This window comes from Dorea sp. ICN-14282 (assembly GCF_037890115.1).
Taxonomy (GTDB): Bacteria; Bacillota; Clostridia; order Lachnospirales; family Lachnospiraceae; genus Dorea_B; species Dorea_B phocaeensis.
On record NZ_JBBKBH010000003.1, the window covers coordinates 125,716 to 151,091 of the forward strand.

At 42.5% G+C, this 25,376-nt stretch carries 10 protein-coding genes and 1 pseudogene; all 11 read right to left on the minus strand.

Annotation, left to right across the window (positions count from 1 at the left end):
* Positions 1-27: 27 nt before the first annotated feature.
* Positions 28-2,787 (minus strand): YodL domain-containing protein, encoded by a 2,760-nt coding sequence (locus tag WKT00_RS09175; protein ID WP_340263230.1) that lies wholly within the window; start codon positions 2,785-2,787, stop codon positions 28-30.
* Positions 2,788-2,867: 80 nt separating this feature from the next.
* Complete coding sequence (locus WKT00_RS09180; RefSeq protein ID WP_340263232.1) at positions 2,868-10,550, minus strand: DEAD/DEAH box helicase family protein; 7,683 nt, start codon at positions 10,548-10,550, stop codon at positions 2,868-2,870.
* Between the two features lie 68 nt (positions 10,551-10,618).
* Positions 10,619-11,707: a DUF5688 family protein gene (locus WKT00_RS09185; RefSeq protein WP_340263234.1), complete on the minus strand. Its 1,089-nt coding sequence runs from the start codon at positions 11,705-11,707 to the stop codon at positions 10,619-10,621.
* A gap of 6 nt (positions 11,708-11,713) precedes the next feature.
* Positions 11,714-11,854, minus strand: a complete 141-nt coding sequence (locus tag WKT00_RS09190) for a hypothetical protein (protein ID WP_005344203.1) — start codon at positions 11,852-11,854, stop codon at positions 11,714-11,716.
* Positions 11,855-11,936: 82 nt separating this feature from the next.
* Positions 11,937-18,230, minus strand: a complete 6,294-nt coding sequence (locus WKT00_RS09195; RefSeq protein WP_340263236.1) for a SpaA isopeptide-forming pilin-related protein — start codon at positions 18,228-18,230, stop codon at positions 11,937-11,939.
* A gap of 68 nt (positions 18,231-18,298) precedes the next feature.
* Complete coding sequence (locus tag WKT00_RS09200) at positions 18,299-20,371, minus strand: DNA topoisomerase 3 (protein ID WP_340263239.1); 2,073 nt, start codon at positions 20,369-20,371, stop codon at positions 18,299-18,301.
* Entirely contained in the window at positions 20,372-21,802 is a 1,431-nt protein-coding gene (locus tag WKT00_RS09205; protein ID WP_412286325.1) for a CD1107 family mobile element protein, read from the minus strand.
* On the minus strand, positions 21,756-22,058 hold the full coding sequence (locus WKT00_RS09210) for a DUF4315 family protein (RefSeq protein ID WP_340263241.1): 303 nt from the start codon (positions 22,056-22,058) through the stop codon (positions 21,756-21,758). Before WKT00_RS09210 ends, WKT00_RS09205 begins: the two co-directional genes overlap by 47 nt.
* A gap of 42 nt (positions 22,059-22,100) precedes the next feature.
* A complete protein-coding gene (locus WKT00_RS09215) occupies positions 22,101-24,902 on the minus strand; it encodes a CD1108 family mobile element protein (RefSeq protein ID WP_340263463.1) in 2,802 nt (933 codons plus the stop codon).
* 18 nt (positions 24,903-24,920) lie between these two features.
* Complete coding sequence (locus tag WKT00_RS09220) at positions 24,921-25,031, minus strand: hypothetical protein (RefSeq protein WP_008688066.1); 111 nt, start codon at positions 25,029-25,031, stop codon at positions 24,921-24,923.
* Between the two features lie 16 nt (positions 25,032-25,047).
* Positions 25,048-25,332, minus strand: a pseudogene (locus tag WKT00_RS09225) (hypothetical protein); the annotation flags it as partial.
* Positions 25,333-25,376: the final 44 nt, after the last annotated feature.

A 25,376-nucleotide genomic window follows, 5' to 3' on the forward strand; every position in this document is an offset into this window, starting at 1 on the left:
AACGGAGCCAAGTGCCTTTCTATAAATTTATACCGTTCTTACATCCCGATCAGCTCCTCTCTCCAGCTCATCTTTTCCCTGCTTTTCTTGGATTTTTCTCTTATTGATTTCCAGTCGTTCATGAATAGATGGCTTCTTTGCCTTCGTAGTTGCTTTATTCTTTTCTGTTTGCATACTCGAAACTACCTTTTTCACAGCTTTGTCATTATCCCCTTTTGTCACATTCGCTGCTCTTGACGCTTCTACTCTGCTGTCCTGCTTTTCTGCAACCTGCCGTTCCTGCTTTTCCTGCACATTTTTTTCTTCCAGACTGCAAAAGCTCTGCAAATATGGCAGCACATGGTTCTGCATATCGGTCAGATCTTCCATACACTTCTGAAACTCTTCATTTCCCTTGTTTTTCAGATAACCAATCCAGCTTTCATCCGTAAGTTTCAGTTCATTTTGGAGTTTCAGCTGACTTAAAATACCGCCATTTCCTGTTCCAATATCTATTTTCCCTTTGAAATGTTGCAGCATTTTATCGCCTTTTTCCGCATAATATATAGTAAAAAACATCTGGGCTGTTACCATCGGCTCATCCGTCCTCGGATTACGGTCTGCGTACCATTCCTTATCCTTCTGTGCAGTACAGGAATCCAGATCTGAGAGCTTCTGACAGCGTGGTTCCATCAGCTCTCGCTTTTCACAGTAATTCACATACACCATTGGCTCTGTTTCTTTGGATATATCTGGTTCGTAGGATTTCAGCCGTTCCAGCAAAACACCTGCCCACACGGACTGCTCACAGTCTTCTTCAATCACATCCTTCAGAAAGGAAATATAAGAACCAACATTTCCACTTTGCAGATCCAGCATGACTTCCTGTATGGTATCCTGCCCTGGCTCTACATGGTCCCGATAGTCATACGGATCGAAGTCTTCCGCAATCTCATCCAATGCTGCTGCCAGTTCTTCTGTTGTCATTTTTTTCGGATACATTGCCTCACGCACATCCTGAATCGGGATATATTTATAATCAGGCAATGCTTTATGAATCTTCTCTAAACCTTCACGCACCACCGGCTGATCTTTTAAAAACCGCACATTATCCAAGAAGTTGCCGTGTATCGTTGTTCCCATTACAATCAACAGTTCTGTTTCATCAAACAAGCTATCCTCCGGATCACGATAAATAATCCCCATTCCACTGCCTTTATAAGCGTTTTCCGGATCTTCTCTGTACTTCTCATAGATTGCTGCGATTTCTTTCACATCTGTGCTTTTCTCATAAGCTCCCATATCATGAATTTCATCACATTCTGCAGCATAATATTCCAGATAAGCTTCTTTCTTAGGCGGCATATTATTGAGTACATTATCAATCATGTTATAATTGGCCTCTTCCAGTTCCTCCACCTTTGCCAGTGGCTTATATTCGCCCTGGCTTTTCTGAATCTCTGCCATTACAATCTCATCCATTTCTTCTACTTTTTCCATCAACTGATCATAATCCCCACGGATGCGTTCTCCAGTCCAGCCTCCGTCTTCCAAAAGTTCCTCCGCCGCTTCTTCAATAGAAATTTCATCATTCTCATAAACGCCACCATCCATCAAGCGGAAATCTTCATCGTAAAAGGAATAATCATATCCTTCTTCTGTTCTCTGAATAGCAAAGTAACGTTCTCCTACCTCATATGCCAGTTCACTAAGAACCTGTTCTTCCAGATTCAGGAAAGAATCCAGCTGTTCAAAACTGATACTGTCTACAAAATGAGCAGTTACCTTTTCCCCGTCATTCAGAACTATGATATCACTGACAGACAGGGAATGCCCACGGAAGTCTTCCGGTCTGTCAATGTTGAACTTTTCAAAAATATCATCCAGTGACATATTTCCTGATAATTCACCAACATAGACCAGCTTATAATCTTCTTTTTTTATCTGCATACCATGACTTTCAATAAAACTCATATTCATAAATGCATAGTTTTCTCCCGGTGAATCAACCCGGATCTGATAAATTCCAAATGTCCTTCTTGTTCCTAACAACAGGTTTGCTTCTTTCAAAGATTGAATCTGTGGATATTTCTGCATTTCCCATTCCAGGTTACGGAAACGCTCCAGTTCTGTCATAGACATCTGATAATGCTCCGGTCCTCGTTCAATTTCCATGCGTTCTGTGACATACATAGGTGATGAAAAATTAGTGATCAGATAGATATCTGCTCCTGCATCGTATAATTTCAGTGCTTCTTCCTGCTCAATGACACTCATAGGCTCTTGAAATGCTCCTAAATTTTCTTCTGCATAATCTAGGTTGTTATCCTTTATCCGTTCCCACATTTGCAATTCCATTCCAAACAAACCGTCGTGTGCCTGTATCATTTCTTTACTCGCATATTCACCTTTACTGCCATCACTTCCAAGGCAATAAATCTTAGAACCCATTCTGTGATAATCCAAGGCTGCTTCTTTTCTAAGTGGCACCATATCTTCTTCCATATATCCATAGTCACGCAATTCCAACTTGCCTATGGTTGGATCCGGCAGTTCCTGAATATCCATTCTTACGTCATCCAACAAATCCTCTACACCTTCTTGATCTGCCCGGCTCACTGCATCTGACAGATTTCTTACCAAAGCCCTAATTTTCTCTTCCTCGCCGATCAGATTCGCATATTCAAAAATCTGTTCTTTTACATCCGCTGGAATCTCTATTTCCATGTGTTCTGCACGGTCTATCTGTTCCTGCGTATATTCCTGCATTTTCTGCGTTTCTTTTCTTGTTATCATATTTCTAGCCATTCAAATTCCTCCTGTGTTCTAAAAAATGGCATAACCGGCAGAACCTTCTTCTACCAAATTATGCCATCTTTCCTGTTTAATTATTCCAAACCGAAGTCCCGTTTTCTGGTTTCCTTGCCAGTTTCACTTTCCCGTTGACTCTTTTCTTTATAAATCTGCAGTTTTTCATGGATAGAACCTCGTGCTGGTCTTTCTTCTTTCTCATCTGATTCAGATACCTCTGCTTCTGCATCTTCCCGTTCATCCATATTGAGCAATGCATTTAACTCTGACAGTCGCTCCAGTTTCTGGTTCAACTCCTCTTCTTTTGGAAATGGCTTTCCAACCTCTTCTTTTGCATTTGCAAGCTGTTCATACACTGTTTCCAGTCTTTGCTCTGCTTCTGCCATCTTCTCCGGATAACTGTCCAAGAGATTATTGATACGGGTAATATTTCCAAGTGCATCTGCTCCAAGATGAACTTTCGATACAGCTTCATGCTTGACAGACAGAATAAATTCTTTACTCCAGCTATCAAACTGTATCCTCATATTGAATCCCTGATAGTTTCCGATATCCATCACAGCATCTACTGCTTTAATATCTTTACATACTGCTAGAAGAGCGGCTCCTGCTTCTTTCTTCTCTGTAAATACCTTTCCTCCGATTTCCATAGTAAACTGCTCTGGATCTGTGATTTTATGCTCAGAATAATGGGCGATGTCTGCCTTGTAGCTGTCTATGATTTCCGTCAGTTTTGCAATCTGTTGTGGAAAATTCCTTGCAATATCATCTTCCAGGCGGTACTGGTTATTCATGTGGTTGGCTTTTAAAAGTTTCAACTTTGCCACATCCACATCCAATGCCATCTTCTCTTTTACTGCCGGATTTCCGGTTGCAAGTGCCTTGACCTCCGCATAGGAAAGTGCCGCTTCGTCTACATCTTCACAACTTCTGACAGGTGCTTTGCTGGTCATAATCTGGGAAATGAATTTCTGCTTGTTCTCGATCAACTGCCACATGTAGCTGTCGAATGTGGATTCTGTTACATATCGAAAGATATGAACCTTTTTATTATGGTTTCCCTGACGGATGATACGTCCTTCCCTCTGTTCCAAGTCAGATGGTTTCCAACCAATATCCAGATGATGCAGGGCAATCAGACGGTCCTGCACATTGGTTCCAGCACCCATTTTTGCTGTCGAACCAATCAAAAAACGAACCTGCCCGGATTTCACTTTTCCAAACAGCTCCGTCTTTTTTGCTTCTGTATTTGCATCATGAATAAACGCAATCTCTTTTTCCGGTACACCTTTCTCTATCAGTTTCTGCTTCAAATCATCATAAACATTGAAACTGCCATCGCCTTTCGGTGTGCTCAAATCACAGAAAATCAACTGTGCTGATTTCTGTGCTGCTGTATCTTTCCAGATTTCATAGCTTTTCTCTGCACAGACTGCTATTTTGCTTTCCGGATTATCTGGCAATAATTCATTCACCAAACGCTGATCCAATGCTAACTTTCTTCCATCATTGGTAATTTTCAGCATATTGTCTACACTGGCATCTACACCACCGTTTCTTACCACTTCCGCACGTTCTCCAAGGCTTTCTACGATTTCTTTCTGCTGTTCCGTTGGTTTCAGCACCACTGTTTCATATTCTGCTTCCGGCACAGGTAGTTTTAACTGATCGAAAGTCTTGATATCTGCAATCTCCTTGAACATATTCATCAGTTCTGGGATATTATAGAATCTGGCGAATCTTGATTTTGCTCGATATCCAGTTCCTTCCGGTGCAAGTTCGATGCTCGTGACAACTTCTCCAAAGGTGGAAGCCCAGGAATCAAACAGTCCAAGTCCCATATTTTGTAATTTACTGTTCTGCAGATACCGTTGCATAACATATAATTCCGTCATGCTGTTACTGATTGGTGTGCCTGTAGCAAAGGTAATGCCTTTTCCTCCGGTAATCTCATCCAGATACTGGCATTTATTGAACATATCTGCCGACTTCTGTGCTTCGTTCTGTGCAATCCCGGCTACGTTTCTCATTTTTGTATAGAGAAACGCATTTTTATAGCTGTGTGCTTCATCTACATACAAATGATCCACTCCCAGTTCTTCAAACGTAACTACCTGATCTTTTCTCTCTTTCTGATTCAGTTTTTCCAGTCTTGTCTGCAGGGTTTTTCTGGTCTTTTCAATCTGTTTGACGGTATAACGCCCGCCGTCCTGTTCATACCTTGCACTCTGGATTGCCATTTCCAGATCATCAATCTGCTTTCTAAGCATAGATTCCTGTCTCTCATCAGAGATTGGAATACGCTCAAACTGGGAATGCCCAATGATAATGGCATCATAATTCCCCATAGCGATTCTGGCACAAAACTTCTTTCGGTTTGCCGGTTCAAAATCTTTCTTCGTTGCCACAAGAATATTGGCACCCGGATATAACTGCAGGAACTCAGCTCCCCACTGTTCTGTCAGATGGTTTGGCACAACAAAAAGATTTTTCTGTGATAATCCCACTCGTTTACTCTCCATTGCCGCCGCTACCATTTCGTAGGTCTTGCCAGCTCCTACTACATGAGCAAGAAGCACATTCTCTCCATAAAGCTGGTGTGCGACAGCGTTTTTCTGATGTGGGCGAAGTTCAATTTCCGGATTCATTCCTGGGAAAGTTAAATGACTGCCATCGTATTCACGGGGACGGATGCTGTTAAATCGTTCATTGTACACCTTTACCAGTCGTTCACGCCTCTGCTGATCTTTAAAAATCCAGTCTTTAAATGCTGCTTTCATGGCATCCTGCTTCTGTGATGCCAGCATGGTTTCTTTCTTATTGAGGACACGGATTTCATCACCATTCTCATTGACACTCTTATCATAGATGCGTACATCTTTCAGGTTCAGGGTATCTTCCAGAATCTTATAGGCATTTGCTCTCTCAGTTCCATACGTTGCATAGGCAAACGCATTTTGGGGACTGTCGGCATTCTTTCCTGTAATCCTCCACTCACCATTTACCTCAGAGAATTTCACCTGTATTTCTTTCTGAAGCAGATACCATGGTGTATGCAATGTTTCTTGCATAAAATCCTGATAATCCGAAGGTTCAATCCAGGTAGCTCCAATACGCACTTCAATCTCCGATGCTTCCAGATCTCTCGGCTGAACTGCCTCTAGTGCACGCACATTCGATGTGAATTCCGGATGATTCTCTGCAAAAGTTCTCGCAGTATTTAATTTATCCCTAACATTTCCGGAGAGATATTCATCTCCGCTTTCCCACTGGTCTGTCAGTGGATTTTTGAAGATAACTCCAACCAGCTCTTCTGTAATTTTCTCTTCGGTCTTTCCGGTCAGCTGTGCCATATATGGGAGATCTACTTTAGCCCTTTCATTTAAAGACAGAGCAAGTGCTTCTGTGGCTGTCTCCACACTTGTCACAGCAACCGCCTTTTTGATGGTTCGTTTGGTGAACATGTCCGCTTTCCGCTTCAATGTTCCATCTTCATTCAAGTCTTCCAGGGAACACAGCAGACAATAAGAAGAGTCATCAGAAAATGCCCGTTTATTAGCATTACTTCCAATAACTCCATACTTTGCTGTGTAGGTATCATACACCTGATTCAGTTTTTCCTGCTGTTTTTGGATTTCTTCGTCTGTGACAAATTCTTCCATCTGCATGGCGATCAGCTCACGAACGGTATCACGGATTGCAACCATGCCTTTTACACGTTCTGCAGTGGCTGCAGGCATTTTCACCTGATTCATCAAAGAGTTGACACGATAATATACCTGATCATCTACCACCGTATAGCTGTAATTTCTAACATTCGGATCAGCCGGAATACTCTCTGGCATCTCATCCAGTTCTGTTTCCACATCTACTGCCGGTACCATGCTTCCCTTAATTTGTTTCACAGCTTCTTGTAACTGTAATTCCAAATCAGCTCCTTCCATTGGAGCACATGTTGTTTCCATACCATACGGACCGGACACTTCTTTCATCTCACCCAGAATCATTTCCGGATGCTGAACAAAATACTGATTGACCGTAATTCCATTGACATCACTATCCAGATTTATCCATTCCGGCATTTCTTTCGTAAGGCTTTCCCTCTTTTGGAAAAACAAGATATCAGCACTGACTTCTGTTCCCGCATTTGCCTTAAAAGCTGTGTTCGGCAGTCGGATTGCTCCCAAAAGATCTGCCCGCTCTGCCAGATATTTCCGGACTTCCGGTGACGCCTTATCCATAGTTCCCTTTGTTGTGATCAGTGCCGCCACACCACCTGGACGTAACTGATCTATCGTCTTGGCGAGAAAGTAATCATGGATCATGAAATTGTAGCGATCATACTGACGGTCATTGACCTTGTATGCACCAAATGGCACATTTCCAATCGCCACATCAAAAAAATCATTAGGATAATCTGTCTTCTCAAAACCTTTGATCTGAATATTGGCATCTGGATAGAGTAGCTTTGCAATTCTACCGCTGATACTGTCCAGTTCCACACCATAGAGTTTGGACTGATTTAGATTCTCTGGAAGCATTCCAAAGAAGTTCCCGACTCCCATAGACGGCTCCAGGATATTTCCTTTTGTAAATCCCAGATTCTCCAACACCTGATACATACTTTCAATCACAATCGGCTGTGTATAATGAGCATTTAACGTGGAAGCTCTGGCTGCAGCATATTCCTCTGGTGTAAGAACCGTCTTTAATTCCAGATATTCTGTCTCCCATGCAGCTTTTGTCTCATCAAATGCATCTGCAAGACCTCCCCAGCCGACGTACCTGGATAAGATTTTCTGTTCCTCTGATGTCGCATTGCGGTTCTCATCCTCACATTTCTTTAACAACTGGATAGCCATGATATTGGCTCGGAATTTCTCCTTCGGTGTTCCCTGTCCAAGTTCATCATCTGTGATACGGAAGTTCGTTGCTTGAATCGGTTCTGCTATTCCGTTAATCTCTTCCAAAGATTCTTTTTCTTCCGATACCTCAGCTTCTCCCGATAATTCTTTTTCTTTTTTATCATAATCTGTCCACACACGTTGAGAAATAGCAGTAAAATACGAGGACTCTTCCTCCATAATTTCTTCCCTGATTTCCCGTAATTCATCTAAGGTATCCGCATTTACAGTTTTGTTGTGATAATGATAATAAAGTACTTCTTGTCCGAGTTTTACATCCAGACGTTCCAATTCTTGTGTTGACATTCGATTCCAAATATCATCTTTTTCCGTATGAATCGTGAAACCTTCTCCATCATCATGATATTCTAATGTGTATTGAAGTCGATTCACTTCTCCCTTAACTTTGCAATCAAAATCATGGATTCTTGTTCTGGTACCGGACATATATTCTGAATCAACTAATCTCAAATCAGTTATATCTTCCGCTGTCAAAGTATCCTGCTCCAGCTGTTCTCCTAACATCTGCTGTGCTTCTTCCAAATCTGCCAGTCTCTGTGCTTCCTGCCGCTCTTCATACTTTTCCAATTCTTCCGGTGATAAGAAATCATCGGTGCGGATCAGCTGACGGACACGTTCTGCAACCTTATTCCATTTTAATAGAATTTCTACTTCTGGACTGCCAATCTTTCCTTTCGCAAGTTTTAATCCTTTTGCATCATGTGAGGCATCAGATTCATACGCTCCCGGTATCCCAGGTGATGCACCACCTGTTCCATACTCATTTTTCAGGAACTCTGCTGCATCTTTCATATCATGATGCTCCATGAAATACTCATAGATCCGGTTGCGCCCTCCGGCTGTAATGCCGCCTCTTCTAAGGACAGCATCTATTTCATCTTGTGTAATAAAGGAAAGTGCCGGACGTTCGACCGTAAATTTCTGGTCTACCCAGGAACGCTCCCTCTGAAGATCCTGAAAGCGTTGGAGATATTCCGGATTATGCTGAATCTCCCAGCGGTGATAATCTCCCGGATTCTCATCCATATATTTCTGCAGCCATTCAAAACGATAGACAATCGCATCTGCTTCCTCTTGATCTGTCCATGCTCCACTCACTACATCCTGCCAGTCTGAATATGATTGTTTCTTTTCCCAGTTTCTGCAAGTATCCCGAAAATGAAGTGCAAGAAGATTGGTCATTTCTTCCTGCTCCTGTTCAATGGCATTATTGGAAATCAAATTATCCACGTAATTTCCATCCTCATACATATCCCGAATTCTGTTCGCTGCTTCTTCCCACGTAACCATGCGGTCAAAGTTTCTTCTGGCAGAGTCCCCTCGCCGGATACGGATACCATCATTGTCATACCAGATACTGATTTTCTGACCATCTATGGTAAATCCTTTGCCACCAGTTCCATATTCATCTTTCAGAAAACTCCGCATTTCTTCATTATCCAGACCTTCAATCAGTCTTGCTGTAATATGAAACAGTGTATTTTTCTGTCCGCTTCCCGTGCGGAGAATATCATTTACCACTTCATCGGAAATAAGAAAAGCGGCTGGCTGTTCCAATGCAGCTGCCGCTTTCCTTATTTCTCCTAACTGTTCCTCTTCTGTTGGGAACAGGCTTAACTGTAAATAATCTCCTGAATCACCAGCTCCTCTGCCTGTGCCTTGATCTGGTTCATGTGTCTGGTCCATGCCATCCCGTCTGCCATTTTGTCCGGTGCCGGATCTTTCTCCAGAAGTTCGTTCATCAGGTTGTCTACTCTCTGCCTTGCCTGACTGTCGATCTCCATCAGGTGACTGTCCAGACGGTTCTGCAGTGTCAGAATGTTGAACCTGGCTACCTTGTGGTTTCTCAGATACTCTTTCCTCATCATTCCGTACTTCCCGATGGTTCCTCTCGTCTCTTCCAGGCTGATATCTGGAATCTGATACTCTCCGTTCTGGCTGTAACTGATTTCTCTCATAGTCTGTTTCCTCCTTTTTTTCTTCTCTATCTTCTGCGTTATCCGTATTACTTTCACGAATTAACGTGTTAAATTCATTATAAGCTACTTCTTTTTCTTTTGCAACCGTTTTCAGATCATTTTCCAGATCATTCAGAACATATCGTCCAATCTGCATCAGGACTGGTCTGCTGATCTCGTTGACTGCACTTCCCAGATGTCCTAATACTTTCAGCTGATTGAAGTCCGTTATATGCCGAAAATCCTCTGCATCCAGATATTCCTGTACATCCAGTCCACACCGGTTTAATAATACACACCAGACACTATTTGTCATCAGTTCCCGAAATTCTACTTCCTGATTCTGTTCGTCCAGTTCTTCCAAAAATGTCCCTGTTACGTCCAGTCTCAGTTCTTCCAATGCATCTGGAAGCCATTCCTGCATACTCTCCTTCGCTGCCTGATGCAGACTTTCAGCAAGTCCTCCTTCTGTATCTTCCAGTGATAACTGCTCCTGCAGATAATCTGCCACCAGATGTTCTCCTTCTACTGGAAGATTCCATAACTGAGGATCCTTTCCAAGATTCCGCACTTTATAAGTGTCCTGCACATCAAATACATACCGAAGTTTTGTTTTCGGTCCGGAAGTATTGTCAATCAAGGCAATCCCCTTAGATCCCTTTTTGATCCATCGGTACATCTTCTGATTCCAGATTTCCATGGATGCTACGGCAGTTGCTTCCGGTCGCTGTGCATAAATTAAAAGCTGTTCTGGAAAAGAGTATTTGTACAGTCTGGATGCCGTGTTAAGGAACCGCATCCATTCCTGCGGACTGGCAGCTACATCTTTTGCCACCTCTTCCGTCAGCTGTTCCATTGCATATAATTTATTTGCCATGTGCTACTCCTTTTCATAAAATCAGGGACTGCTTAGCACAGTCCCCTTAAAATCATCGTTGTTTCTCTTTATAATGCTGCGGCAAGATCTTTTGACTTGTTCTTTGGCGTTTTGTCTGCCTCTTTTGCCTTGATCTCTGCCTTGGCTTTCTCCAGTTTTCCATGGATTCCACCTTTTACTTCCGCTTTTTCAGCTGCTTTTTCTTTCTCCAAACGAGCCTCCCTGCGCTCAGCATTTTCCAATACTGCGGTCTTTTTATCACAGAACTGAACCTTATCGGAAAGCTGCTCCTGTCTTTCCACCTGTGTCTCATTGACTTCTTTTACCATCGCATTTAATTCCGGGACCTGAAAAATTCCGTTATCAGGGAGAATCAGCACTTCATGAATGGAAGATGGGATGACAAAATAATCACTACCCAGACATTCCCCAATCTGTTTTCGGATGTCTTCCTGCAGTAACAGTGATGCACCATTCATCTTAGCTTTGTTTGTCAGACAGAACATTGGTTTTTCCATGGCTTCCATATCCATTTTTTCATTCAGCAGGTTTTCTGGTTCTTCACCAAAAATCATAGATTTGATAATCTCATTCATATCCATAAGTGTGACACCACGTTTTCGGTCTGCCGTCATTGCATCCGCTTGAATCTGTTCGGCAGATACTCCCCACTCGTTCATCAGAGAAACAGTTACCGGAATACTGCTGATCCCTTCTCCATTTTCCTCCAGATTTACTGCATAATAAGCTGCAAAATCTCCGTGTTCTGTGACTACTTTATCAGCAAGACGATCGGTATTCCATTCCTTGTCACAGATTCTCACCTGCAGTTTTTCCTTCATTTTTTCATAATCAAAAACGTCCGGAACTCCCATATCAAAAAATTCTGCTTTACCCTGTGCTTCAATACGCATATCAGCTACATCACCAACACAAGAATCTACATCTTTCCCATTGATATATTCCTGATAGAGAGAATCCAGATAGACTGTCGGTACGATTCTCTGATCTCCATTTGGAATTGTAATGCCAGTAAGCTTCAGCCCATTGTTTTTTTCTACTTCTTGAAGTTTAATTTCTGCGTCCTTGTAAGACTCTGGCAGATACTCCTTTACATTGTCTTTGACATATTCATAAAATTCTTTTCTGTTCATCATACGCTTTTACCCCTTTCTGATCATGTGATGGTTCATTCTTTTTCTGCTGACCATCTGCTCGGCTTTCTTCTGATAAGCCATCATTCTCTTTAAAGTTTTCTCCTGGTTTTTTCGTGCTTCCTGTCTTTTTTCCATTGCTTTCATCATAGTTTTCTGTTCCTTTCTGTGATTTTTTTGTATGAAAAAGGGAGCCTCACATAGAAGCTCCCAATCATAACCGTTGGTTTCCTTATTTGCTTTTCCTTTTTCTGCAGATATAAAGTCCTGCCATACCTCCTGTGGAGATTACCAGAAGCAGAATCGGCAGCCAAATATTCGTGCTGTCACCTGTTTTTGGTGCATTTGATACCTTTGTCTCTTCATGGGACTGTGGTGTATCCGGTGTATTCGGTGTTTCTGGAACTTCCGGTTTCTCATTTGTCAGATTGAAAGTAACTTCCACGACTGGTGTACTGTCATTCGCATAAGCAAATGTCACTTCATGCTTGGTCTGATCCAGTGTGTATCCATCCAGTGTTTTTGTTTCCACCAGATAATACTTGATTGCTGTATCATATTTGCCGTTCTTAAATGTGGCAATCTCATACAGCTTACTTTCTGCATGACCGGCAGCGTCTGTCTTTAAGGTTTCCAGAACCTTTCCTTTGCTGTCACGGATTTCAAATTCTACCCCTTTCAGCGGTTCTCCTGACGATTTATCTGCCTTATTGAGAATCACTTTTCCCTTGGCAGTATCATCTTTCATAGCCACTTTCTGAATTTCTCCGATATCCTTCACCTCAAATGTCACATCAGATGTCAGAAGATATCCTTTCGGTGCCTGCTCTTCACGTAAGGTATATTTACCGATTGGAAGTTTTTCGATATAGTGTGCTTCCTCTGTGGAAGTCCAGCTCTCTACTACCTGATCATCCTTATCGAGAATCGTCAGTTTCGCACCTGGAATCTCAGTTTCTCCTGTGATATCAGTCTTACTGATCTCTACTTTTGTCACATCATCTTTCATCTCATACTTCTGAACCTCTGCTGTATTCTCTACTGTGAAAGTAATACTTTCTGCAGTGACATATCCATCTGCCGGTTTTGTCTCTGTCATGGTGTATTTCTTACCAACAACCAGTTCTTTGATCACATGGGATTCTTCCGTAGAAGTCCATTCATCTACTGTATTGCCATCTGAATCCATCACTTTCAGGTGTGCACCTGGAAGTTCTTTACCTGTTGTCAGGTCTGTTTTGGACAGCTCCACTGTGGTTGGCTGATTTTCAAAAGTAAAGTCGTAGCTTACTTCTGCCTGGTCTTCTCCGGCATATTCAAAGGTAAATTCCTGTACTTCTTCTGTTGTAACAAATCCGTCCGGCGCAAAGATTTCTTTCACATAGTATTTTCCATCTACCGGAAGATCTGCCGTAAAAGTAATCTGTCCTTTTTCATCCGTTACTCGCTGCTCGATCAGACTTTCTTTCTCAAGGAGTACCTCGCCCTTTGCATTTTTGATATCTTCACTGGTATAAAGACCGAAGACACCACCTGCAAGGACACGGTCTGTATCTTTTTCTTTCTTCACAACCGTAACCTTTACTTTCTGACGGGCATTCTGCCATTTCTCATCATAAGTAATGACTGGTGTGTCCTGATCACGGTAGGAAAGATCAACATATCTCGGCTCTCCGTCCAGCACATAACCATGGGCAGTTTTTACTTCCTTCACATAGTACTTGCCAGCCGGTAGATCTTCCATCTGTGCAATACCATTAGAATCCGTAGTAATGGTTCCTACTTTTTCATCTGCTTTGAAATAATCTTCACTGACACCATCTGCCGCTTTGATATCTTCCGCAGCAAATACATCGAAAGTTACATCTGTAAGACTTCCAGTTACATATTCAAAGAGATGCTCCACAGTACCTTTTACATTGTCCAGAAGTGTCACTTTATCCAAAAACTCTCCATTTTTGTTGATGATCAGAAGTCCTGTCGGTACTTCATCTTTCATCTCTACTTTCTGAATCTCTGCGGTATCTTCCAGCGTGAACTTCACATCCGTTGCTTTCAGATAACCATAAGGTGCCATTTCCTCACGAAGGGTGTATTCCTCACCAACTGTCAGTCGTTTGATCACATGTGGCTGATCTTTTACAGAAGTCCACTGATCCACAACATTTCCTTCTTTATCAAGAACGGTGAGTTTTGCCCCATCCAGCTCCACACCTGTTGTTACATCAGATTTCGTGATTTCTACTGTTGTCGGCTGGTTCTTTTTCACTGTTTTCAGTTTTACTGTCTTCACATCCTGTCCCTGGTAAGAAGCATCCAGATTCAGAACTTCATCAGAGGATACAAATCCCGCCGGTGCTTTTAACTCTTTTACATAATACTGTCCAAGTGGCAGATCCAGCGTACATGCTGCAAGACCACCGTTATCAGAAGTCATTTCCTGTAAGAGTGTGTCTGCTTTCACGATTACTTTTCCATCTGCCTTGATATCTTCTTTGTTATAGATACCAAAGACAGCTCCTGCTACGGTTGCACCATTTTCTGCATCCTGTTTTTCTATCTGGATTGCAACTTTCTGTCGGTCATCACCAACAGTCACTTCCTGTTCAATCACAGGTGTATCCTGATTGGCATAGACAAATGTGACATCAGATCTGTCATGGTTCAGAACGAATCCTTCCGGTGCAGTCTTTTCTACCACATAGTAAGAACCAAGCGGCAGATTCTCTGCAACTGCTTTTCCGTCTTCTCCGGTCGTTACCGTTGTTACCAGTGCATCTTTTGCATAGATCAGCTGTCTGTTTCCGTTTTCATCTTTCTGATAATCCGGCGTAAAGATATTTTCGGCTGCATAGACATTAAATGATGCACCTTTCAGGTATCTTTCTTCATAAACAAAATCCTTTTTTAATCCGGTCAGCATCTCACCTTTTTTATAAATCGTCAGCTTTCCTTTTACCGGATGGTTCTCGTAATCTACCGTAATAATGGCATCTCCGCTCTCAGAATCCATCTGATATGCTGTGTTTGCATCCACCGCAATCTCTACATACTTCTTGTTAATTGTGTACCCTTCCGGTGCGTTGACTTCCTCAATCCGGTAATGTCCGATCTTCAGATTCTTCGGCATGATCAGATATCCCTGGCTGTCCGTAAAATAGGACTTGTGAGTGGTTGTCACTGGGTAAGTTGTTACCTGTTCCACATACTTTTTGTTGTCCAGGTCATATACCTTAAATTCTGTTCCTGCAATCAATACGGATTTCTTTGTTTCATCGTCTTTTTTCACGATTTTCAGTTTTGCCTTAAACTCTTCATCCAGAAGCACTCGCCAGATCTGTGGCTCATTTGGATGATGCTCTGTGATATTCACTTCAAAATCATCGACCGGCTTGTAGTTGTGCGGTGTTGTTGTCTCACGCACGATATAGCTTCCAAATGGTAATGGAATACTGCAGGCATACCCTTTTTCATCTGTGAAAATCTCAGTAGCTCCATTTTCGCCACTCACTACTGGTTTGGCAGAATCAAAATCATAGCTTCCATCTGCTTTCTTTGTAAGGGAAGATTTCAGATAAACTGTAAATCCAGCTCCGGATAACAGATCTGCATCGGTCTTTCCATTGTTGGCTGCTTTGATGATCTGGAATGGCTGCTTGATGACCTGCTCACTGGAAGTGCACTCTCTTTTCACTTCTGCTGTCATATCTCCTTCATAACTGCACACAAGATCATGCTCTTCTGTATCTGCCAGGTATCCGGTCGGCGGTGTGATCTCTTTGATATAATATTTGCCAAGATATAAGCCATTTACAGAAGACTGTCCTTTGTCATCTGTTGTAAGAGAAGCTACCTGTTCTCCTGCTTTATAAATAGTTCCAGTTGCTCCATCCGGATGCACGATATCTTCACGGGCATACAGACCATAAACTGCACCTTTCAGTGTGGCATCTCCCTGTGGTACTGCTTTTCCTGTTTCTTTATCAACTTTGAATAAATTGATCTTTGCTGTCACACGGTCATTGCTGAAGGTATGGGCAAATGATACGGTTGCTTCTTTATCATTGGTGTAAGAAAACTTGAACGTATACACATCTTCTGTATTTCTTACATAGCCTTCCGGCGCCTGATCTTCTTTTACAGAATAGGAATATCCAATCGGAAGATCTGCTGTAAATTTTGCAGTTCCATCTGCTCCAGTAGTTGCTTTCTCAATCAGTGTTCCTTTTTTCACAACAACGGTTCCGTCTGCATTTCTGATATCATCGGATACATACATAGCAAAAATGCCGCCTTTCAGTGGTTTCTTGGTGTCTTTATCCTTTTTTACTACGGAAACATCTGCTTTCTGTCTCTCGTTGTTAAAAGTCACATCTGCAAATACAACTTCTTTGTTCTGACCAGCATAAGTTAGAGTCACTGACTTTTCTTCGCTGCCGTTATAGAAGGAGTCCGGTGCTTTTGTTTCTTTTACCACGTAGGTTCCAAGATGCAGGTTTTTCAGTGTGACAGAACCATTCTCACCTGTTGTCAGGTTTTCTTTTACAAGGTCACCTTTGCTGTACACTTTTGTGCCATAAGCTGTTACGATATCTGCCCCGGCATACACGTTATACACTGCATTTTTCTGTCTGCGGTTTTCATACTGAAATACCGTTCCATTTTCACTGACATCTGCTCCGGTCAGAACCTGTCCTTCTTTGTAAATGGTAAGCTCTGCCAGCTGTTCCTTATTTTCCACGGTTACAGCTGAGGTCTTACTTGCTACCAGTTTTACATTTGTTGCCGTTGCATTTACTACATATCCCTGTGGTGCTGTGATTTCTTTCAGATAAACGGTATCCTGTGTCTTGATGATCGTAACAGAAGATTTTCCATTCTTATCCGTTGCCGGCATCTGAGTGATCAGCTTTGTACAAGCCTCATCGCTGTATACACCGAATACTGCACCTGCAAGATTGACATCCGCTGTATCGTCTTTCTTTACGATTTCGATCTTAGCCTGTTCAATCCAGGACACCTTTAAGCTTACATATTTTTCATCAGCAACACCTTCTCCAAATACAAATGCCAAATCCTGAACACTTGCATTCGTAGTCAGTTTATATGCTGAGTAATCTTTTGTAATACTTCCCTTCATTTTTGCAGAAAAAGTAGCATTTACATCTTTTGTCTGTGTCAGAGGCGCAGAAAGATAAAACGTGGTTCCTCCTCCAATTGTTACGCTTGCACCTGCCGCACTTACATTTCCAGTAGATACATTATGGAGCTTTACTCCTTTTGGTAAGTCCATTGTGATTTTCTGCTGGGAAGATGCGTTGAACTGAATGTTCTCCGTTCTCTGAACATTTCCATCTACATAAGCTTTTACATCCGGCTTTGAAAATGACATCGCTACATCTGGTATTTCCGGCTTATTCACACAATAATTATAGAGTTCTTTTGCCAAAGCCTCTCCTGTAGCATTTGTTCCGTAAAATGCATCACTACTTCCGTTGGCATATGATGCAGCCATGTGAATAATGATGAATCTTTTTCCTTCTGAAAAATCCGTGTGTTTATTCGCAAAAAAGCTTTCACTTCCTGCGGCATCTGTACCGTAATAACACACTTTTGCTAACGCCTGATTGTCTCCAATCTTTGTAATTGTATAATTTCCAGATCCAGGTCCTGGCTTTGCTGGCTGTACACAATACGCAGTTGCTCTGACGCTTCCGTAGCTGATATAGTACGGCTCTGTCAGATAGGTTCCAAGATTATAATCTGCATATCTATACAGTGGTCCTTTTTCAATTGTTACCTGCTGTGTACTTCTTGCTGAATAAGCCGAAACTGCTTCAAATGTTGCAATCTCTCCCTCTTCCATAGCCTCAAGATCCACACCTTCGTCTCCTGCCTGTTCCAAAACATCATGAAGCTCTAACCCTGATTCTTCATCATAGGTATCCTGATTCTGTGCCTGCTCTACCAAATCATCAAATTCATCAGCGTCAATATCGGTAACCTCCGAGTCTGCTTCGGAATCCTCCGCTTCCTCTGTCTGCTGCTCACTTACAGCTGTTTCGGATTCGGTCACTGCTTCACTCCCTGCCACCTCTGTCTGAGCTTCAGTTGCTTTCTCACGCACAATCAGTTTTCGGCTGATCTGGTACTTCGGATGCTCCTGATTTACCGGTTCCACATAATAGACCGCTTTGTAAGTGTCCGCATAATCTGTCGTAAAATCCTCATCCTTGTCATTCTTTGCTTCCTCAAATGTGACTTTTACCTTGTTATAATCCTTGATTTCCAGCCCGGTATAATCCGATTTCACATCAAATACACTGCCAGCTTCCATTTCATAATCTTTGGCAGTCACTACCTCATCTTCATCCAGAAGGTCTTTCACTTCCTCATAAAGTGGAGGTTTTTCCTCTGGCTGGATCTCCGCTGCATATGCTGTCATCGGAGATAACACTGTACTAAGCATTGTCATGCCTGCCAGCAAGCCAGATACTACTTTTCTAAAATTACCTTTTTTCTTCATGCTAAGGTCCTCTCTTTCATATATTTGTATTAAAACAGACAGTCCTTAGACTGCCTGCAATACACTACTTATCGTTGTGGAAAAATCAGATTGAACTGTACATTTCCCTCACCGGGATCGACCATCTCCACAGTTGCTTCATACTGTCTCCCTGTTTTTCTTGATACCAGATCCTTATAATGGATTTTTCCTTTAGACAGGAACTTCTTTGCTGTCGCCTTATCCATCTTTTTCCCTTGGCTTGCAAGAAATTTATCATTCTTCCATAAGGTAAAAGCACAGTTCCGGTCAGAACAGTAAAAGTTTACTTTCCCTTCCCTGACATCTGCTCCACAGCGGGGACATTTGCCAATGACTTCTCCTTTTGCCTTTCCCTGAAACTGATTTTTCTTCTCTTCTGAAATCCCCTGATATCTGGCAACCAGTTCCTGCATCAGCTCTGTAATCCCATTTAGGAATTCATCTGCTGTCTCTGTATTCTGGGCAATATGATTCAATGCCATTTCCCACTCTGCGGTCATCTTCGGAGATTTAATCTCATCTGGTAGAACCGTAATCAGCACATTTCCATCATCTGTCGGCACCAGATTTTTCTTTTCCCTTTTCACAAAGCCAGACTGAATCAGTTTTTCAATGATTGCTGCCCTTGTTGCCGGAGTACCAAGTCCTTTCTTTTCTGTATCTTCGGTCAGCTCTTCATTCCCTGCACGTTCCATCGCAGAAAGCAGGGTATCTTCTGTGTACTGTTTCGGTGGCTGTGTAAAATGCTCCGATACAAAAGAATCACAGGGACCATAATGCTTGCCTGCCCAGATATCCAACTCCGGCTCTTCTTTTTCTGCAATGATTCCAAAGAACTGTTTCAGTTTTTTCTCAATTGTCTTGAACCCTTCCTGTTTTGTTTTCTTTGCATTGAGATAAAACGTATGATAATTGCAGGTAATCTGACATTTATGACTCTCATAAATATAAGGCTCTGCAGTTGCTGTCAGAACCCTGGCACTGATCAAATACAAAATCTTGCGGCTTCGTTCTTTCAGTTCACCAATATCCGCTTTGGCTACTTCCATGGTTGGGATAATCGCATGGTGATCGGATACTTTCTTTGAATTTAATAACTTACTCACGTCCGGTTGATATTCCAGACCTTCAGCATAAGGCATTTTCCCAAATAACATCTGAATCAGAGTTTCTGTGCTTTCTCCCATCTCATCTGTCAGATACTGGCTGTCTGTTCTCGGATAAGTGACAAGCTTCTGCTCATACATCCCCTGCACAGCATCCAATGTCTGCTGTGCGGTATAGCCAAACATTCTGTTAGCTTCCCTCTGCAGGGTGGTCAGATCATAGAGTTTTGGAGGGCGGACCGTTTTCTCTTTCACATCATCCTTCTCCACTTCGCACATACGCTCCTGACACTCTGCAGCCACTTTATCTGCATCTTCTTTTTTCTGAAAATGCTCTGTGACCGCATCCATATCATCAAACTTGATATGAGCCATATAATATTTTTCTTTGGTAAATTCCTTGATCTTCTGATTTCGATCCACGATCATAGCAAGTGTCGGTGTCTGCACTCTTCCAACTTTCAGATTCTGGTTATACAGAACGGAAAAAAGACGGCTCGCATTGATTCCCACCAGCCAGTCTGCCTTTGCCCTGCAAAGTGCTGACTGATAGAGACTGTCATAACACGAACCGTCTTTTAATGACGCAAATCCATCTTTAATTGCCTGCTCCTCCATGGAAGAGATCCATAGCCGCTTCATCGGCTTTTTGCATCCTGCCTGCTCATACACCAAACGAAAGATTAACTCTCCTTCACGTCCTGCATCAGTAGCACAGATCACTTCATCTACTTTGGAATCTCTCATCAGTTTCTTTAAGATTCCAAATTGCTTTTTCGTACCTTCTAAAATCTTGTGTTTCCAACATTCCGGCACAATCGGCAGATCTTCATATCTCCATTTTTTATATTTTTCATCGTATTCCGATGCATCACATAATCCCACCAGATGTCCCACACACCAGGAAACGATATAACCGTTTCCCTCCACGTAACCATCTTTTCTTGTTCTGGCTCCAATCACGGAAGCCAGTGCCATCGCAACCGATGGCTTTTCTGCAATCACTAATTTCATTTACTCCTGCTCCTCTTCTTCATCTTCCAGCACATTATCGTCAAAATCTTCATCTCTCAGGATTTCCGGTTCTGTACTTTCTTCCTGCTCATCTGCATCATCTACTTCCCGTTTTTCTGACTCTGAATCTTCGGATTCATCTTCATCCTCTTCCATCTCATCCTCGTCATCATATTCATGTTTTGGTTTATAGACTTTGAAGTAATATCCTCCTGCCGCAGCTCCGACTGCAACCAGTGCAATCAAAAGATACGTTCCAAATGGACTTTTATCTTCAGGCATCTGAATATCATCCTCTACCTTATCTTTCTCGGCTGACTCTGTCGTTTCCGGTTTTTCTTCCTCTGCTTTTTTCTCTGGTTCTGCATAAACCGTATCCACTTCCGGAAGTGTCACCGAATCAGAAAGTGTGAAGTTCATCAGATCTTTTTCACTGACTTCTGTAAGAAAATACACATTATCCTGAGATTTTGAATTGTCAATAATCAGATAGAAAATCTTACCACTCTTAGTTGAAATGGTATAAAACTCTTTTGTGCCTTCCGTAGCTGTTTTAGTAACAGAATCTGCTGTCTCGCCTTCTTTATTAAGCTGTTCCTCAATACCTGTCACTGTCCGATCATCCACGGTTCCTTTTGCATCTGTCGGCTCAGAAGCCTGTGCATCCTGCGGAAGCGGTGAAGTCGTTGTTTTCTCAGTCCCAGTTGCATCTGCACTGGTCGTGGTTGCCATTGCACCATTACTGTCGCTGGAAGTTTTCTGTTTCTCTGCCTGCTTCTTTGCCCATTCATAATAAGGATTCTGTAACACATACTTTTCAGACGTATTTCCGGCACCGTCTGTTACCGTAATCTCAATCTGTTTTGTAGTAAAATCTTTCTGTGTCAATTGCACTCTCAGCATTCCATCCTTCAAGTCTGTATAAGTGGTGCCATTGACTGTTACTGCAGTAATCCCCGATACTGTATCATTCCCCTGAATCGTCAGCACACCATCTGTCAGGGAAGCAGAGAGTGTAGGCTTTTCCGTGTCATAACACTTAATAGAGCGATTCTGCTCATAGACCTTCCCCTCACCATCTGTAACACGCACATACACTGTCTGATTTCCAGTGATCGTGATACTTCCACTTCCGGTTACATCCTGCCAGCTTCCATCTTTTCCTGCTTTTGCTTCAATCTTTGCTATTGAAAAACCTTCCGGCATATGACTGGCATCTACCGTAACAGCAATGGTTGTTTCTCCCTGTTTCCAGCCATCCGGTTTCTCAATCGTGATTGCAGGCGTGGTATTCTCAGCTGCATAAGCAGTCTGTGTCTGGAGCAAAGGTGTTGTCAGGCAAAGAAATGTCGTTGCTGCAAGCAAGCTCTTTTTTACCCTGCTTTTAGTGATTGTTCTCTTCTTCTGTTTCATTTTTTCCAGATTCATCATCGGCTTTTGTTTCCTCCTTCTGTATTTCTACCCTGCCGGGCAGTTCATTTTTCATTCTCTTTTTGAAAGCTTCCAATTCCGGAATACTCATATCCATTGCACGGATAATTCTTACAATTTCCAGATTTTCCGCTTCTGTTTTTGCAATCTCCGCAGCCTTGAACCGCTTTAAATCTGCTTCATATCTGGCTTTGGATGCTTCCATTTTCTCTTTGGCTTTCTCATAATCTGCCGTTGCTTTTTCAAGACTTTTCATCGGTTCTCCTTTCCGGACGGCTGATGCAGCCGCCCTTTTTTCTTACCATCGTCCAAATCCATAGAAATGGCTCTGCCAGTATGGGGAATTGATGGACGTATACTGCACCGGATGTCCACAATGGATCATCTGACCATTGCCTACATAGATTCCGATATGCGTTACCGGCTCCCCGGCGTCGTAAGTTCCAGTAAAGAAAATCAAATCTCCCGGCTGCGCCTCCGACTGGGATACTGGTGTACAAATGTTGTACAGTCCCTGTGCTGTTAATCTTCCTGTATTCCTTACACCAGAGTTTGTTAGACAGTAGCTTACAAATCCAGAACAATCGAATCCACTTGGGGAATATCCACCCCATACATATGGTGTTCCAAGATATCTCGCTGCTTCATTTAACAAACGCTGTGCTGCTTCACTGGTATATTCATTGCTGCCAAAGCCTGCTCCTTCTCCAGTTTCCAGATAAAAGATCGGGTTTAACCGCTCTCCATTTTTCAGAAGTTCAATATGAAGATGGCTTCCTGTGGAATTACCAGTATTTCCTACAAGACCTATCTCATCACCTTTCGTGACGGATGCTCCTGCAGATACACTCCGGCTGCTTAAATGTGCATACCGCAGTTCATAGCCTTTACTGTCCTTGATCACAACATAATTGCCATAGCTGTCGTTATAAGCAGAAGTTGTAACTGTTCCGGTCAGCCCTGCCATTACTTTTGTCCCTTCCGGTGCTCCGATATCCATACCATTATGAAGCTGATTTGCTCCTGATATTGGATGAATCCTGTATCCATAATAGCTGGTCACACTGGAATACCAGTTAAAATCAACCGGTGTTGCAAACATCTGCAAGTTGCCTTTTGTATCGTTGTAGGCACTGAACAGTTCTTTCTGGAAAAATCCCAGCCTGTCCTGACAGATTGACATCAGGTTTCCACTATTTAAGGTGACATTCAGCACATCTACATCTCTTGTCCTGGTCACTTCCACTTCATTGCTTCCATTATTATCTGCCAGATAACATTCCCATGTTTGATGTCCATGTGCAGATGCTGCCGCATGACTGTCATAATAGACATCAAACTGTACACCGTATCTTGCAAAAGCTCCGGTATCTTCTACAGTATATTCGACACCATTCATAACTACCTTTGTTCCCATTGGTACAAACGGATTGGAAGCATCTACCGCTAAGGTATGATTGGCAGTTGGATATGCTCCACTGGCAGTCGGTCCTCCGCTCCAAATACCACAACAAATTGGGCAGTTACAATACCCACTGGTCACAACCTGTCCCAAAGATTCTCCAACTCTTACAGTTGCTGTCTCTGTCACAGTCTCATTGACTGCTTCTGTTTCTAACCGATACTGCAAAGCAAAAAGAGCATCCAGTTCTGGCTTTACCTGTTCAAAGGTAAATTCTTCATACTTTGCTGACAGATAACTGATCAGGATAAACGGATCATGCTCAATAGGTCCGATGTTATATCGGTATTCCTCATGTCCCGGTTCTTCAGATTCCATGTTGTTGATCCGCTCCTGCAGATTAGCTTCCAGCTGTGTATAATACAATTCTGCTTCCCGGATTGCCTGATCCGATGACAGATAACTGGTTCCCGTGTAAGTGATCACATTTTGTAAAAACACCGCAGAGCATGACGTGACATTCGTTATGATCAGAAACATCAATCCGATCAGAACTGCTACACTGATATACACCTTCCGGTTTTCTTTAAAGAAGTTTGTAACTTTGCCGCCAATCTTCTTGATATAATCAATCGTACCTTTTGCAGCTGTTCCTACTGCCTGTTCACTTCGTTTTGCTTTGGCATAATCCCGTTTGATCTGTTGCTTCTGAATCTGTTTTTTTAGTTTCTTTTGCTCCTGACGGGCTGCAGCCTGTGTCTGTTTCTCTTTCTGTCTCTCCAGTCTGCTTCTCTTTCTGGAAGCCCTCTGTTTCCTGCGTCTGGCACTTCTCTGTTCCAGCCGGTAAATACCTTCGCCGCCTTCTTCCAACTTATGGGCACCTTCTACTGCCGCATTGTCGTCTTCATTTTTACTGATCTCACGATGCAATGCTGCGGAAGTCGCACTTCCTGCTTTCTTAACAACAGAAGTTTTTTCTGTTTTCACAGATTCCCCTTCGCCAAACTTCAAGCGGGATTTCTTCTTTCCAGGAGCTTCTCCATCATTTACCTGGTAGACCTGTGCCTTCTTGGAATGCTGCTTTGCTTCCTTCTTCTTTTTTGCTTCCTCATAAGAAAACTTTTTGGCTTTTTCCTTTTGTTTCTGATGTCGAAAATTGACTCCATCCGCATCCATCTGGTTCAATTTCTCCATATCTTTATCATTTTTCACAGAAGCACCAGTTTCCTCATAAGCAAACTTCAAACGCTGTTTTTGTTTTGGCTTTTTGCTGCCACCGGTCTGATTTTTCCGGCTGTCTCCTCGGTTTTCTGATAGATCAGCACGTTTTTCTTTCAGTCTCCCTGACTGTCCGGCTTCGGATTTTTCTGCAAGTCTGGATTCTTTTCCGACTTCAGCACGGATTCTTTTTCTATTTTGCTGTTTACTACTCTGTCCAAAATCCTCACTTTGCTTCTCTGTCCGTATCAGTTCCGGTGCATCTCTGGATTTTTGCACAGAGGGACGAATATTTTTCCCACTCCGTTCAGACTGGCGGGGAGACTTATCCACAAGGTTTTCTTCTTTTTCCCCCTGTTTTATTCCCATCTGCACATCACTGGCACGGTTACTGACACGAACAGAAGATTTATCTGTCAGGTTTTCTTCCACCAGACCATCCTTGGTCATCTTTTGGACTTTCTTGTCCCTGACTTTCATTCTCTGCTCTGCCACTGATTACTCCTCCTTCTTCGGATACCCTTTCCCTGCCTGTAATAAGCAGAGAAAAGCGATGCCGAAAACAGCACCGCCACTAAAAGTTAATACATATGAAATTGCTCGTAACATTGTTTTCTCCTTTGATTTAACCTGCTTCAGAAGTTTCCTCCAAGCGGGTTGTCATGATTTTATAGAGGGAATTCTTCGGGAATCTGTCTACAAATGGGATAATGACATTTCCATAGAACAGAAGTCCTTCCCCCTCATTACTGTTTGTTACATAGGACAGCTGGGTTGGTGAAATATTCAGCTGTTTGGCAAGAATCTGCCGGTCACCGGATGCCTGGTTCAGCATATAGATGAAATCGGAATTTTCAAAAATATTTTCGATTTCCCTGGAAGCCAATAAATCTTTGATATTCTGTGTTATCTGATTGTTATTATCAGGCGGCTTTTTATCCACCTCTCTGGGGC